We start from the raw sequence: 14,615 nt of genomic DNA, 5'->3' as shown, positions 1-14,615 counted from the left end.
CTGCGATAATACTTAAGGCCCCCATCAAAGTCAAAGGGACCCAAAACCTCACAGATCGAGCCTAAAGGGGGGTGCCCCCAAAAAAGCATTCTTTTTAAATCTTTAATGTCTCTGATCTGCGCGCGAATAAAAAATTTAAAAACGTGGTATATTGTCCGCATTTTGAGTCTGGTGCAAACTTTGGAAAATCATGATTTTTGAAAAACTTCGATACTGATTTTTAAAGGCTTACAAAATCAAAAATTTCAAAAAATCCAAGTTTGCACCAGAACCTTCTTTTGGGTTAGAAAATTAGTGGGATAGTCTCATAAAAGCTATTTTTATTTAGTATTTTTAATAGGAATAATCGACGCCACTCTCCTCTGTAGTTTTATGCTTAGCTTCATTATTTAAATTTGAAATATGGGAATACACCTCTGCTTGCCATAAATCAATGTGATGGTTTTCTAAAGCTTGTTTTATTTGTAATGAAAGGTGTGCATGGAAAACTCCAAGTTTCTTTAAATCTGTTCGAACATCCTCAGCTAAACTGTATACTCTTTTTCTTACTTCTGATCTATCAGATGGTGTAGATATCCTGTGTGAAAATTTTTCTCTTAAGTCACTAAAATTAAGTAGATGTTTATCTGCCATATTACGATATTCACGCGTTGTTCCATGTAAAACAATTCTTTCGAAACCATCTATTCTATTAGCGCTAACATAATCATCTACCCAGTTTTGAATTGTTTGTAACCCTGGTAAAGTCCCCCCAAGCAGTCTCCCGTTAAACCTTACAGAATGATCACTAACGGTAGCATGACATTGCATAAAGAATTCCTGTGGTACCTTATCCACTTTTGGAAGTCCTTGAAGCATGTATCTTGGGATTTGCTGTTCTGTACCAGATGATGTTTGAATACTTACTCTCAGACCACCTACACTCTGGTCAATTAGAACAGTTTTTTCTGGTGATTGACTCGGCATTGAAAAAGAGTATTCTTCTGGTAGCTTTGGCATATTTTGCATTGAAACAGACATCTTTTTCTCCTGTGGTTAATTTATTAATAGAATGTTAATTTACCCCCCCCCCTCTTTAAAAGGAAAGAAAAAATTTAACTAAGATCAAGTAGTCTCTTTACCAATATACCTAAAGGTAAGGAGGTCAAATGTCTTTGATGGTGAAAAGTGAAGAGAGTTTAGAATGTTTTAGTCAATTAGACGTTTTGAGCTATGAAGAGGCAAAAAGCGCCTATGACAAGCTGATTTCGGCTAAAATTTGACCAATCAAAAATAAGCGTGATTTTCTCTTTTTTCAGACGTTTTTCCTTCTCTTAAGCTTCTTAAATGCATCGCTTTCCATAAGCACAGCCCAGCGCAATTCTAGGCCTTGTTTTTCTTGAGCCTACCCAAAATTTTCCGTTATGCTAGTCTTTTCCTCAAAACAACACGAAAAGGCCTCTTCTTATGACAAATCTAGCAATGCAAATGGTCTCAAGCCTGCAGAAAAACATCTCCAATATTGAAGAATCGCTTTCACATAAATTTAAAAACACAGACCTACTCATGAGAGCATTTATGGACTCAAGCTTTCCATTAGTTGGGATGGTCAGCGACGACGGAGAAACCAATGAAGATTTCGTATGGCGTGGAAATTACATCTTGCAGCTTGTGGTTGCAGATTCCATAGAGGCGAACCACCATGCAGCTGACAAGGCCACAAAAAATACCATGTTAAATAATCACATTAGCAACGACGCCTGCATTAAATATCTAGATAAGCTCCAGGTATTCAATCACTACCTGTATCAATGCCCCCATGGCTTGATAAACCCAGATGCACAGATAGCGCCCTTCAAAGGAAAATGCTTTAGGCGATACTCACTGCTGTATATCTCGATGCTGGGAAGTCTCTAGAGCCGATACATGGTATGTTTGTTGATAAATTCAATATTGAGCTGGAGGATTCTTTAGAATTTGCTGAAAAGAATTGGAAGAGCCTCTTAAATGAATGGGCACAAAAGAACCGTATGGGGCAGTTAATCTTCTCTCTCGCAGAACGAAACGGTCCTGATCATGCTCCAATATTCAAAGTAAACCTGACCCTGAATGGTGACGATATTTCTACAGGAGAAAGCACATCTAAGAAGCAAGCAGAACAAATAGCTGCGAAGACTGCTTACGAAAAGCTTGTTCCTAAACCGTGATTTATGGAAACATCTCTCTTTTTATAAAGGAGAAAAGAAAGTTTGTCAGCACATACACAATCGCCATTAACAAGCCATCTAATCAGCACAAAACAAGCCGCACAGATCATCGGTTGTTCTGTAGATTCACTCAAAGGCTACATTTCTAGAGGGGCTCTTCGTCCAAGCAAGACAGTTAGCGGTAGGAATTTCTACTGCGAGGAAAAGATTCGCAACTTCACTCCCCCAAGCAAAGTCCATAGGGGAAAGTCACTTTCGAGTAAATCAAGCACAGTTTCTAGCATTGACGTAGTTGAAATGCGCGACGTCATCAAAAAATGGAGAACCTCCCCGCAGGATAATTCTTCCAGTGATGTAGAAATTGGAGTCTATACCGAAAAGATTCAAAGGTTAGAAATGGATATGAGAGCTACTCCACGGGAGTCTTCCGAATTTGTAGGCATGAGAAAACAGCTGGTGAAATATGTTTTTGAAAGAAGAAAGCTTTTGAATTATCTTCAAAAATCTCATTTTAGCAGATACCTTAAGGCCATGAAGAGGATTAACAGTTAAAGGATAACGCAATGCGCCTTCGATTCTTCGCAGTTTTCAAATCCGTGCTCATGGTACTCTGTCTTCCAGCGATCATTTGGCATGTGCCCTTGAATGCAGAAGTTACTCTCCCCGCTAAACAAACGCAACCACAGGCCGCAGATTACACAAATTTCTCACCTTGGGATTTGCTCAACTACGATACGTTGTCCTATCAAAGAATCACAGACTTTCTCTGGGAAATAGCATACGGAGACACTCTTGAGAAAAACCTCAGCTCCGCACAAGCTAATCAAGTCATGAACTTCGTGATTTTCTTAGCTAGAAATGGTCTGCAAGACGACGACATAGAAGGCAAATCTGCACTCGAAGAAGACATTAAGTGGTTAAGAGGCGAACCCAATAATTCAACGCTTGCTCTTGATGATGACGATGACGAACGCAGTGAAGCTGGAAATTGGTGGTGGAATACCTCCTTAAAGGGATATGAAAACTACGGAGCTAAGGTTACTCCAGCTGCGCTTTACGGAAATCAATCTCCAAGAATCCTCAACTGCGGATGGATCTCTGAAAGCTGGAAAGCCACAAAAAAGTTCGTTAAAAAACATAAAAAAGAAGTCATCATCGCAGCAGTTGTTGTAGTTGCTGCTACTGTCGTGATCGTCGCTACGAGTGGTGCTGCTATGCCTGCTGTCGTTGGAGGAGCCGTTGCTGCGTCTGCGGATTCTGAGGGAAATGGAGATTTAAAGCCAAAAGGAACATCCAAGCCTAGAACACCCGTAAATAAGCCCGGGGAGATTTACGAACCATATGACGGTAATAATCATGAGAATCAGACTAGTAGCACGCATTATCCAAGCCATTGTGACTTTGATCGGCCAAAAGAAATAGAAGCTCTAATACCAGGAACAACTCCACAGCTAGAGCCAACACTGGATAGAAGTACTCTGCTAATAGAGACTATCGAAAGACAAAACACCACCCTTAAAGAAGAACTCAGTCAAGAGCCTGTAATAGCTTCAGATAGCTTGAATATTCCAGGGGAAGAACAACCTACACTCTGGTCTCAAGCAGCTGATAAAGCGAGGGAAGTAGGCTCTTATGTTGTTCATGAAGTATATGACGGAGTTACAGATCAGCTTCAAGTTATATCTGGAGCAACAGGATACATCTCGGAAAAACTTAATAATGCGTCGGAATACTTCAGCAATATTAGTCCTTTTGAGAAAGATCCGAGAGAATCGTTCCAAGAAAGCATCTCTGCAGGGCATGAGAAAATTGATGCGGTTTTTGGAACAGAACATGCTAATATGTATACTGACGAGGCAAAGGAATCCAGAGATCAGCTGACTACTGGAATGCTGCCTCCTCCTGGTGGTGGGGTAAAATCGTCTTCAAAGTTTTATGAGAAAAATATAAATCATATTTTCAGAAGTAAACCTGGGCATTTAATTGATACGCAAGCAAATAGAAAGTTAATCCTGGAAGTAGCTGGAGACTCCAAAAACTTTTTAGGTGTGGATAAACATAGAAACTCATGGCATGCTAAAATACAAAAAGATGGCACACAAGTCTGGTCAATATCGAGAAATGGAGAGATCAGGGATGCTGGAGTAAACAAAAAAGTGCAGAATTTCCACAAAGAGACCGGCCTTTCTAGTAGCGAAAAACCAAAGCAGAGATGAACGAGGTGGTTTGAATGAAAAATATGCTTACCTATAGAGAAGCGTTTGTTGCAATGCAAAGCTTTCTGGAGAAATATTACGAAGAGACAAGTTCTGATGATGTTGGCTCTCTTCTTGGGGAACTTTCTTTTGATATCTGGCAAGACGGGTCAACAGGTGACCCTGCTTCATGGGGAGAATGGATTGAATGCGTAGAGAAAGTCAAGAAAGAAACATCATAAAGTCAAAGACATAAAGATTTCCTAGATAGTGTCGTCATGAGATAGAAGCCCAAAGAGCGATACAACGAATTTGCACTGCAGCTATGAATGAAGCTGTGTTTTTGGCATATCGAGTGGCTATTCCACGCCATCATTTTAGGTGGAGAAAAGCATTTTCTACAAGGTGTCGAAGCTTATATAGTTCTTTATCAAATTCTCTCCATTTTTTGCGATTTGACCTCAGAGGAATGACTGGATTTATGCCCTGACTCTCGGCTTGCAATATAATTGCGTCACTATCATAAGCTTTATCGGCGAGCAAATGCTCTGCTGAAATACCTTGGATCAAGAAACTTGCTTGAGTGCTGTCATGAGTGGTACCTTGCATAACAACAATTCGGACTGGCATACCATGCGTATCCACGGCCAAATGTATTTTTGTGTTAAGCCCCCTTTTGTCCGACTCATGTCTTGATTACCGCCTTTAGCTCCCGATGCATGAGGGTGCACCTTAATATGGCTCGCATCTATCATGAGACATTCATAGTCAGGATCTTCCACTAAACATTCAAGGAACGCTTCCCAAATTCTAGCATCCCGCCAACGACAAAAGCGACGGTGAGTGTTTTTCCAATCTCCATAATCAGGTGGTAAGTCTCTCCAAGGAGAGCCTGTTCGAAGAATCCAGAAAACAGCGTTAATGAACAGACGGTTATCTTTTGCTACGGCGCCCCAACCCCCTTTTCGACCTGGCAGGTAAGGAGCTAACAATTCCCAGACTTTATCTGAAATATCGTGGCGACGATGCGATGCTTTTCCCATAGAAAATTCCTTTGTTGCATTGGTATAAGACAGCAAAGTATATCAAATTCAAAATTTCTTGACGACACTATCTAATATTGCACTCGAATAACGCAAGTGTAAGGAGGCTTGTTCCAAGTAATGCCCCTATTGCATTTGTTCTTCCTTTTGCTCCCCAATCATGAGTGCCAAAACATCGCTGTCCTATTTTGGAGTAACCGTGGGTGCGGGGCATATCATGGGCAAACCCGCTTTCATCAATATATACAATTGGCTTTCCCAAACGTTTATATTCTGCGATTTTTCCTTGAAAGATTTGTCTTTTTGTTTCGCAGGCCTTGGGATGGTTGAGCGTTTTTTTTATAGCTAATTCTTAACCTCTTCATGGCACACCGAATGCCTGAAGTGCTTACTTTGAGACGACGTGCTCGTTCATAGTTGAAGGCATCAGGGTATTTCTTGATATCCTCCATCAAGATCTCTCTATCAATCTTTATTGCAGGTCTGATTTTAGTGCGCCTCGGCTCTAACCTCTTAGACCAGAGAAACACACTATTTACACTTACTCCAAAGCGTCTTGCTACTTGGGCAAAGCTTAATTTTTCTTTGCTCCGGATCGATAGAACTTTTTTTCTAAAATCTAGCGAATATGTCATTCAAAAAAATTATAACTAAAACGAAATATTTTAGCTATAAGGGGCTGGAAAGAAGCCATCTCATATTTTGGGATAGCTTACGAAGATAGGATCTCAAAAGGAGTTGAGGCCTAATGACCGTTTACACAGTTTAGATTACACTCCAAAGTTAAGCTATTGTTCTCTTATAACTTAGAAGATTAGCGACAGAATGTGCTGCAGTAGGAGCTGCAATGCATTCTGTTGTATCCATAAGGGCATTAAAGACCATTCCTGAAAGAAAAATAGGGGGGGAAATTTTTATATTTGATCTAAAAGAACGATGAAAATCATAGTGACTAATTCCAAAGACTGCAGAATTTAAAACATATCTATTTATTTTAGATAAAATATTTTCTACTTTTTCATTTGACTCAATTTGTTTTTGGCGAAAAAGCCCCCTAAAAACGGCTTCTTCTAAAATAGGGTGGAAACATACCACTTTAAACTTTAGCATCGATGAATTTTTTTTTGATTCTAAGATATTTTGGTATGTTTTCTGTGGTTCACAATCTTTAAAAAAAGGTATAGAATTCATGTTTTTTAAATAATATTCGTCTATTTTATAAATCCCAATTCCCGTAATGCCTCCAACTATAGTATTATAGAATAACCCATCTACATTAGCCCATGGGAACAATTTATTTTGATTAACTTCCATGTCAATACTCTCGAATTTGAGTATCCTCTTTTTACACTTTTTCAACTCATTTTTTTCATCCTATAGGGTACTCTATTTTTGCTTTTGATTCAAATTTTCTCTTAAATTGTTTACCGCAACTTAAAATCGAATGCGACAAGAAGCTGACGCAGTGAGTTGTCTCTCAGTAGAAAAGACCATCCTTACAGTGGGATGAACCTAAGGCCCTGAATAAAGAGCAGGCCTAACAATGTAACCAGGAAGTGTAATATTGTAGGTGTTATTCAGCGTAATTTAGCATTACTGTTCTCCACTTGCTCTCCCAATCTTGACTATTTATTTTAGCTCTTAGTTGCAAAATTAGATTAAGCCCTTCTCTAGACCATTTCATGTGCTGTTGTCCTTTGCAACGTTGATTGATCAAGCTTTCTACGGTAGATTCAGCAAGATTACTTGTGAAAACCAATCTATTCTTTTTCCGCTCTCGATAATTTATGATTTTATCCTGATTATTGCTGCTTCTATATTGCCTCGCCACAAGTGCCATTTGATTCTTAAGAATTTGCTTTTTAGTTTTTCTGGCAATGAGATATTTTCCATTTTCATGGACAGGTAAAACCAGTCTAAAACGGAAGTCATGCTTTTGCATAGAGGCTTTAAACTTTCAGTAAGATTCCAACGGTTTTGAGCTCCATCACAGAGAACTGTGATATGAGTTTTAGGAGTTATTCCTTCTTTGACCGCCGCAATGATCGTGTCTTCAACAAGTTCCGACTGGCCATCCTCTCGCGCAGATGCAGCTCAGCTCTTACTAGACAAATAGTTCCTCGTGTTTGTGCTATTAGCTTGAAGCGACTCTGGGCGATAAACTACAGAAGTCAATACCTCAAAACTCCAAGTGTCAGGATCTCTTGATTTAACATGACCACCATCAATATTTAAAATAAGCTCTTCAGCATTTTCTATTTGGACCATCTTTTTTTCAGCTTCGCTGACAGCTTGAAGTGTTTTCCCAACTTCTTCTGTCACAAGCTTGATTCGATTGTGATTGTTTACCTTCCTGAGTTTTACTGAGAACATGTCAAATAATTCCTCGCCCTCCCTAAACGTGTGTTTAGCTCCTAATTCTGACTGTATTTTAGCTAACTGCCCGGACAGTGTTGTTCCTAAAATCGTTCTTACTGTTGATGGTGGTTCGTAACTACACTTGCTGCATCTCAAGCGTTTTATCGGAAGATTCATTGATCAAAGCGGTTTTTTCGGCGATAATTTTGTCCAAGGCCTTTTGGATCAATTCTATCTGGCCTTCATGAGAAATTGAAAAGTCTAGACAGTTTGTTGGCTTAGTAATTTCACCCTTGATAAGGAGAGATTCATCGATAACATCACCTGGATTATCTAAGTCAAACGATTCAAATGTGATCCTGAAACCTTTGCGCATCTTTTTCTCCTTGTGTCATATTAAAGACTCGTCTTATCGCAAGGTTAGGATATTTGTACACCTATAAAATTACACTTCCAGAGTTAACCATTGTTTTTTCATGACTCCGTTCCTATGGGTATCAGTTCTTCTATTTTGGGTTCAACCCAACGATCATGATCTTTTATAAGCTGAATCAGTTGATGAACGGCTTCAGTATAATGAATCCCCCGCTTAACACACATTTTGCCAACATAGAGATCGATCTTCTCTCGTCCCGAACCGACATAGCCAAAGTCCGCGTCAGCCATTTCCCCAGGACCATTAACGATACATCCCATGATGGCAATTTTAACACCGGGAAGATGCGCCGTCTGAGCACGAATTTTTTGTGTAACCGCTTGCAGATCAAACAGAGTCCTTCCACAGCTTGGGCATGCAATAAATTCGGTTTTTGTCGCTCTCATTCGACATCCTTGAAGGATATTAAATGAGAGTGAAGCAGCTTTTTCTGGACTGAGTTTAGTTTTGAGAAGGACCCCTTCCCCAAGCCCATCTGCAAGAAGGGCCCCAATCTCTGCCGAAGCGTGAATGACTGTATCTTCCTCAGAAAGAGAATAGTTGCCGACAAGAATAACTGGAAGATCGAGCTTTGCTTCTTGGATCCATTCAAAAAAGTAGCGCCCTTGATGAATCACCGATTCAGTAAACTCTAACATGATAAACTCAACGCTCTTTTCAAGTAGCTTTGACCAGACGGTAGGATCGCCATCTTTGATATAAACAACAGCCTTCTCTCTATCAAGATCGTCTACTGAGACAACTGGAAGCATCTCATCTTCATAAAAAATCCCCTCTCCGTTGAAAAATGCGTCAACATTGAACTGATCGTCTTTTTCTCCCCACAGGATCACAGAACCATCACGATGAAGAGGAGCAACATGGCGCGTATAGCGCCTTTTAATCTCGCGGATATCTCGCTTAGTTTCGATAAACGGAATTGTCCCTTTTCCTTGATAACTATTTGAAAAATCAATGAGTCGTTTGCATGGGTCAATCTCAAGCCATGGGTCTTCTGTAAGGGAAACACGAATAGTATCCCCAATACCTTCTAGAAGTAGAGAACCGGTTCCAATAGCAGATTTAACACGACCATCTTCTCCATTGCCAGCCTCCGTCACTCCCAAATGTAGGGGGTAATCCCACCCTAGCTTCATCATTTCAGCCACCAAAAGGCGATAGGACTGAATCATTAAAAGAGGATTGCTTGCTTTCATAGAGAACATAAAATCATGGTAGTTATACTCACGGCAAACACGGGCAAACTCAAGGGCTGACTCGACCATTCCAAGGGGAGAATCGCCATAACGATTCATAATCCGGTCCGATAAAGAACCATAATTCGTTCCAATTCTCATAGCTCTTTTCAACTTCTTGCATTTTTCGACTAAAGGGCCAAACGTATCCCGAATTTTATAGAGCTCAGCAGCATAGGTCTTATCGTCATAATCAATCGTTTTGAACGTCGCACGCCTGTCTACAAAGTTGCCAGAGTTCACCCGAACCTTATCGACAAACTCTGCAACAAGCATCGCAGCCGGAGGGTAAAAGTGAATATCTGCAACAACGGGGATGGTGTATCCCTTTTGGATGAGGGCACTTTTAATCCCCTCGCATGCTTCCGCTTCTTTCTTTCCCTGGACGGTAACTCGCGCAATCTCGCATCCGCTATCCGCAAGACGGATAATCTGGTCAACCGTAGCATCGACATCGCGGGTATTGGAATTCGTCATTGATTGGATGCGGATGGGGTTGTCCCCTCCCACTCCAACAGGACCAACCATGACTTCGCGAGTCCTGCGCCGTTTAGTCTGGTACACCGATTCTAAGTACTTCATGGGACATAGAATACTCCATAAAAGAGACAAGCGTCAAGAAAACTTCTGATTATAAAATTTTTGGATCAAACTCCAGAGCATGATAAACTGCTTCTCTGTTTGAACAAACTGTGCTTCTCCCCGTTTTTCTCGAAACTCATTAACCACGACAACAATTGCCTCCAAAGTATATTTACTAGGGTCTTTTTCTCCTCTCTGAATCATTTGATAAAAGTGGAGCGCCTTTAGCAATGTCCCCGTTCTACCAACACCAGCTCTAAAATTGCTTACAATAAGGGGGTTAGACTTTCCTTGCATTTCTATAAGAATTGTTTCAATCATCGTAGAAACAATCTCAACTTCCGCTTCATTTTGATCCTTCCATGTGGCGAAATGATATCCACTGATTTTGGAACCCTCAATCTTAATTTCTAGATGACTCCAATGGCCATGGCTCGTTTCCTTAACAAGCGACACCTTCCTTGTCTACTCTTCATGAGCTTTGTCTGTTAACAAACCCTTCTCACCTACAATGTGCCCTCCTTTTGTTGGCAAAAACATGCCATATAGCGCATTGACGTCCTTAGAGGCCATTAGATTAACAATAATAACTGAATAAGTTTCAGTAAGCTTCTCTAGACAATACCAATAGCTGTTTGCCATCTTACCAATGCTCGGATATCCTGTGGCTATCTTGTCATCTGCCATCCAGTTTGCTTCCAAAAAACATCCTCTTCTGATTTAGGCGCTTGGGTTTTTAGACGAGTCGCAGGGTTTCCTCCAATGTTGGGAAAGTTAGAAAACCCACAACTTGCCCTTTGTTTAAGAAGCAATGATTCCTCTTTCTTGTATTGATCATAGTTTAGACGAGGGTGGATGGGTGCCCATGCTTTCTTGATTGCTGCTAGCGAATACTCTAAAAGTAGGTTAGAGAAATTTATAGAATCCCGTTGAGTAACAGGTATTATTGGATCCATCTTTTATTACCTCGTAATTTTTTTTGAAAAGGCTAGTAAACTATAAAAATGATTTCAAGAATTAAAATTTTCATTAACCTCACAACTCACAAGAATTTTATTTCAAAAATGATTGCCTTAATTTCTTATTTTAATTTATAACGGATAGTCAAGCTAAATTTTATTGGGGTATCATGTCTAAACGCTCTTTACTTGCACTTACACTTCTCCCCATCGTATTGATGGCAAAATCTTTGGGACCTGATGTTGTTCAAGGAGATGCAACTTTTGCACACCCAACAAAACATACCATGCAAATCGTAACCGGGGACCAAACGATCATCAATTGGGATGAGTTTTCCATCGATCCCGGTGAAACCACCCGATTTGTTCAACCGAGTCACTCTTCAGCCGTCCTTAATCGCGTCGTTACAGGAACCGAAAGTCACATTATGGGCTCTCTTTTAGCTAATGGAAAGGTTTTTCTTGTAAACCCAAATGGCATTCTTATTGGTCCTGATGCAACCATCGATACCCATGGTTTTATTGCCTCAACTCTCGACGTTTTAGATAGCGAGTTTATGAAAGGGAGTGATCTCCATTTCCGCGGAAACTCAAATGGGAAAGTCGTCAATTTAGGAAAGGTACAAGCTTGGGACGGTGACATCGCTTTGATTGGCCGCTATATCGAGAACCATGGAGAGCTTCATGCCCCAAAAGGAATGGCTTCACTTGCAGCTGCTAAAGAAGTGCTTCTCAAACCAAACGGAGAAGAGAGAGTTTTTATCTGCGCCCTCAGTGAAAATGCGACAAAGAAGGGAACAGGAATTACAAATCTTGGAAAAATTGAGGCATTAAAAGTCCACCTTCTTGCTGATGGAAATCCTTACAAACTTGCAATCAACCATGAGGGAAAGATCGACGCCACCAAGGTAGAGCAAAGGAACGGAGAAATTTTCCTTGTTGCAGAAAATGGTGTTGTTGAAGTTCATGGACAAGTTGCCGCAGATAAAGGGGAAATCCGTATTCTTGGAGAAACGGTTGTTCTCCATGATGGTTCTGTTGTAGACGCCTCATGTAATTTTGGAGCTGGACGCGTTCTTATCGGAGGATCATTTCAGGGGAAGGATCCTCATATTCTGAATTCAAAATACACTTTTATCCATCCTGGAGCAACAGTAAATGTCAATTCCTACCAAGAAGGAAATGGTGGGACTGCAGTTATTTGGTCTGACGGAGCCACTCACTTTCATGGTCTCATCCAAGCACAAGGAGGAGAGATTAGAGGAAACGGAGGAGCGGTTGAAATTTCAGGGAAGCGCTTTCTTGATATTTCTGGAGGAGAAGCAAAACGCCCAGCACCAGCAGGAACGCCTGGAAACCTCCTTCTCGACCCCAATGACGTGATGATTTCCGATGGAGTAACTACAGGAATTTCATTTTTTGCCCCAAAAACATATACCCCTACTGGTCCTATTAGTACTCTATCCGTCTATGACCTTATAGCCCTTTTGAATTCTGGCCCTGTTGAGGTTACAACTAATTCTGCTTATGGGGGGAATGGAGATATTATTATCGCGACAAATATGGATAGCAGCGTAGGGCTAGGATATGCCACTGAACATGATTTTACCTTATCAAGTCACCGTGACCTTATCATCCAGGCAAGCGTTCAAAATAGTGGCAGTGGAAATATTATCTGCAACGTTGGGCGTGATCTTCACATGGATGGATCCAATAACGGTATTAGCCGCCTTGGGTCTCAACTGGGAAACGTTTCGATCCAAACAGGTCGCCACATATTAATGGTCGGGGGGGCTGCAGGGCAAGCTCATATTGGGTTTGATAATCCTTCTATGGAAAGTAACATTAACATGACAGTCGGGGGTGATATCGTCCTCCAGTCCGTTAATAATTTTGCTTTGATCGGCCATACAAATACAAGTAACATCTCGCCAACCACTTTTAAGGGAAATATCACAATTGACTCCGTTGGAGGAGATATTCTTCTCTCAACACTCGACTCAAACAATATGTTTGCTCAAATTGGAATCGCTTCAGATCAGAAAAATAATGACTCAAGTGGACCAACTCAAATTGAAGGAAATGTTGACATTCGAAATGTTGAGGGTTCACTCAGGCTCATTGGTGGAACCGGAGGAACCGGTGCTTATACATTGATTGGCCATGGCGGACGAGCACGCAGTTTCGTCGATCGATATCTAGGAGATATTTCTGTAAAAACAACTGGAGATATTTCTATTCTTGGGGGCTCAGACTCTCTTGGAGAAAAATTTGCTGGAATTGGATTTGGTCAAGAATTTGCAACTAAATCAACTCACCACTTTACTTCAAAGTCAGTCTCTGTTGAGTCGGGGGAAAACATTTACCTTCAGTCAGGACAAGGCTCTAACCCTGCATTTATCGGCGCTTTCACAGGAAACCACAATGGGACTGTCCATGCTGATATTGGAACTGTCTATGTGAAATCAGGAGGAATAATCTCTCTTCTTGGAAATACTTATGAAAACGCAAGCGCAGACAGTGCTATAGGAATTACTGGATCTAATGGATCAGGGCATTGCTCTATTGATATCTTTGCAGGAAAAGGACTTCAACTATTAGGGAGCACCCTTCCAAATGGGGTATCTAATGTCTCCATTCAAAATGGATTAGAAAACGGCTTAATTGAAGGATCTATTAGTATTACGGTCCTCAATGGCGATACAGTACTCAGCGGTGGGATGAACAAGCCTTCAGCAAGTAGCCATGCCTTTGTCCGCTCAAATGGCGATTTAGATGTAAATATTCTAAACGGAAATCTAGACTTAATAGCAAGTGACCCTGCCTATTTCATATCTAAGGGAATAGCGAAAATTTATGCATCGGATGATATCACACTAACTGGGAATGGATGCAACAACCCTGCTCATATTTCACACACTGGACTATTATCGGTTAAAGCAGGACAACACCTTAGACTTTTAAAAAACTCTTTCATTGAAAACAAGAGTGGTGTGTTAACTGTTATTGCGGGTAAAAACCTTGACTTATCCTCTTTGTCTTCGATTTCAAACTTATCAGGCAACCCTATGAATATTGTCGTCGACCATAGCGCGTCCAACTCCCCAGACTATGGGAATGGAGCCCTAATTATGGCAAAAGGGTCAAAGATCTATGGAACTGGACCTATTCAGATTTATACTTCTAGACAAGAGCTAAACCAAATTCATGGAATGATTGGTGAAACGTTATTTACTCCAGGAAACCTTTTCGTACCTCAAACTCCTGAAAAATGGCTCTCCCGGTATTCTAACAGCTTTTATCATTCAGGTTCTCCATTCACCATCCACTATAAAGACGGTGTTCTTTCGCCTCAAAGAATTGAACGTAGCCAGGTCATTATTAGCGAAATGCTTACGGATCTTCACCCCTATGATGAATACTTAGGATGGCTGCTGGAGTTCCAAACAGCTTATGCTGAGTTAGAGTCTACGAAAATGGATGGGAAGGCAACTTCTAGCTTTCAAGTTATCCCAGACCAACTACACTACCTTCGCATGAAGAAGAACTTTGATCACAGTCCAAGAATGACCCATTTTGTCACCTTCCCAAAAACGCTTAATACAGGAAAAAAATGAACTC

At 40.8% G+C, this 14,615-nt stretch carries 16 protein-coding genes and 1 pseudogene; 6 read left to right on the top strand and 11 right to left on the bottom strand.

Going from position 1 to position 14,615, the window contains the following annotated elements; all coding sequences use genetic code 11:
* Positions 1-333: 333 nt before the first annotated feature.
* Positions 334-1,020, bottom strand: a complete 687-nt coding sequence (locus R2I63_RS09620; protein ID WP_316357264.1) for a hypothetical protein — start codon at positions 1,018-1,020, stop codon at positions 334-336.
* Positions 1,021-1,446: 426 nt separating this feature from the next.
* On the opposite strand from R2I63_RS09620, the gene R2I63_RS09615 reads away from it, so the two are divergent.
* From R2I63_RS09615 to R2I63_RS09595, 5 genes are read left to right on the top strand one after another with little or no spacing between them, the layout of a single operon-like run.
* Positions 1,447-1,896 (top strand): hypothetical protein, encoded by a 450-nt coding sequence (locus R2I63_RS09615; RefSeq protein WP_316357263.1) that lies wholly within the window; start codon positions 1,447-1,449, stop codon positions 1,894-1,896.
* A 14-nt stretch (positions 1,897-1,910) separates the two neighbouring features.
* On the top strand, positions 1,911-2,186 hold the full coding sequence (locus R2I63_RS09610; protein ID WP_316357261.1) for a putative dsRNA-binding protein: 276 nt from the start codon (positions 1,911-1,913) through the stop codon (positions 2,184-2,186).
* Positions 2,187-2,228: 42 nt separating this feature from the next.
* Positions 2,229-2,738, top strand: coding sequence for a 30S ribosomal protein S15 (locus R2I63_RS09605; RefSeq protein ID WP_316357258.1), 510 nt, complete (start codon positions 2,229-2,231; stop codon positions 2,736-2,738).
* An 11-nt stretch (positions 2,739-2,749) separates the two neighbouring features.
* Complete coding sequence (locus tag R2I63_RS09600; protein WP_316357256.1) at positions 2,750-4,402, top strand: hypothetical protein; 1,653 nt, start codon at positions 2,750-2,752, stop codon at positions 4,400-4,402.
* A 14-nt stretch (positions 4,403-4,416) separates the two neighbouring features.
* The gene (locus R2I63_RS09595; RefSeq protein ID WP_316357253.1) at positions 4,417-4,623 is read left to right on the top strand and encodes a hypothetical protein; all 207 of its coding nucleotides are present in this window, start codon (positions 4,417-4,419) and stop codon (positions 4,621-4,623) included.
* Positions 4,624-4,657: 34 nt separating this feature from the next.
* On the opposite strand, the pseudogene R2I63_RS09590 reads toward R2I63_RS09595, so the two are convergent.
* From R2I63_RS09590 to R2I63_RS09545, 10 genes and pseudogenes are all read right to left on the bottom strand, one after another.
* Positions 4,658-5,424 (bottom strand): annotated as a pseudogene (locus R2I63_RS09590) (IS5 family transposase).
* 67 nt (positions 5,425-5,491) lie between these two features.
* The gene (locus R2I63_RS09585) at positions 5,492-5,686 is read right to left on the bottom strand and encodes a transposase (protein ID WP_316357251.1); all 195 of its coding nucleotides are present in this window, start codon (positions 5,684-5,686) and stop codon (positions 5,492-5,494) included.
* Between the two features lie 4 nt (positions 5,687-5,690).
* Complete coding sequence (locus R2I63_RS09580; RefSeq protein WP_316357248.1) at positions 5,691-6,059, bottom strand: IS630 transposase-related protein; 369 nt, start codon at positions 6,057-6,059, stop codon at positions 5,691-5,693.
* Positions 6,060-6,207: 148 nt separating this feature from the next.
* Positions 6,208-6,738 carry a CPBP family intramembrane glutamic endopeptidase gene (locus R2I63_RS09575; RefSeq protein ID WP_316357245.1) on the bottom strand — a complete coding sequence of 177 codons (531 nt, stop codon included), beginning with the start codon at positions 6,736-6,738 and terminating at the stop codon, positions 6,208-6,210.
* Between the two features lie 259 nt (positions 6,739-6,997).
* Complete coding sequence (locus R2I63_RS09570; RefSeq protein ID WP_316357242.1) at positions 6,998-7,366, bottom strand: hypothetical protein; 369 nt, start codon at positions 7,364-7,366, stop codon at positions 6,998-7,000.
* Positions 7,367-7,518: 152 nt separating this feature from the next.
* The gene (locus R2I63_RS09565) at positions 7,519-7,959 is read right to left on the bottom strand and encodes a hypothetical protein (protein ID WP_316357240.1); all 441 of its coding nucleotides are present in this window, start codon (positions 7,957-7,959) and stop codon (positions 7,519-7,521) included.
* Positions 7,919-8,158, bottom strand: a complete 240-nt coding sequence (locus tag R2I63_RS09560) for a hypothetical protein (protein ID WP_316357237.1) — start codon at positions 8,156-8,158, stop codon at positions 7,919-7,921. Before R2I63_RS09560 ends, R2I63_RS09565 begins: the two co-directional genes overlap by 41 nt.
* 98 nt (positions 8,159-8,256) lie before the next feature.
* On the bottom strand, positions 8,257-10,035 hold the full coding sequence (gene ispG / locus R2I63_RS09555) for a (E)-4-hydroxy-3-methylbut-2-enyl-diphosphate synthase (RefSeq protein ID WP_316357233.1): 1,779 nt from the start codon (positions 10,033-10,035) through the stop codon (positions 8,257-8,259).
* 33 nt (positions 10,036-10,068) lie between these two features.
* Positions 10,069-10,491: a protein-tyrosine phosphatase family protein gene (locus tag R2I63_RS09550; protein ID WP_316357228.1), complete on the bottom strand. Its 423-nt coding sequence runs from the start codon at positions 10,489-10,491 to the stop codon at positions 10,069-10,071.
* A gap of 9 nt (positions 10,492-10,500) precedes the next feature.
* Positions 10,501-10,737 carry a hypothetical protein gene (locus R2I63_RS09545; protein WP_316357225.1) on the bottom strand — a complete coding sequence of 79 codons (237 nt, stop codon included), beginning with the start codon at positions 10,735-10,737 and terminating at the stop codon, positions 10,501-10,503.
* Positions 10,738-11,164: 427 nt separating this feature from the next.
* Between R2I63_RS09545 and R2I63_RS09540 the strand changes: the two genes are divergently transcribed.
* Positions 11,165-14,611: a two-partner secretion domain-containing protein gene (locus tag R2I63_RS09540; RefSeq protein WP_316357223.1), complete on the top strand. Its 3,447-nt coding sequence runs from the start codon at positions 11,165-11,167 to the stop codon at positions 14,609-14,611.
* Positions 14,612-14,615: the final 4 nt, after the last annotated feature.

The sequence above is a fragment of the Candidatus Neptunochlamydia sp. REUL1 genome (assembly GCF_963457595.1).
Classification (GTDB): Bacteria; Chlamydiota; Chlamydiia; order Chlamydiales; family Simkaniaceae; genus Neptunichlamydia.
This window is presented reverse-complemented; position numbering and strand designations above follow the sequence as displayed.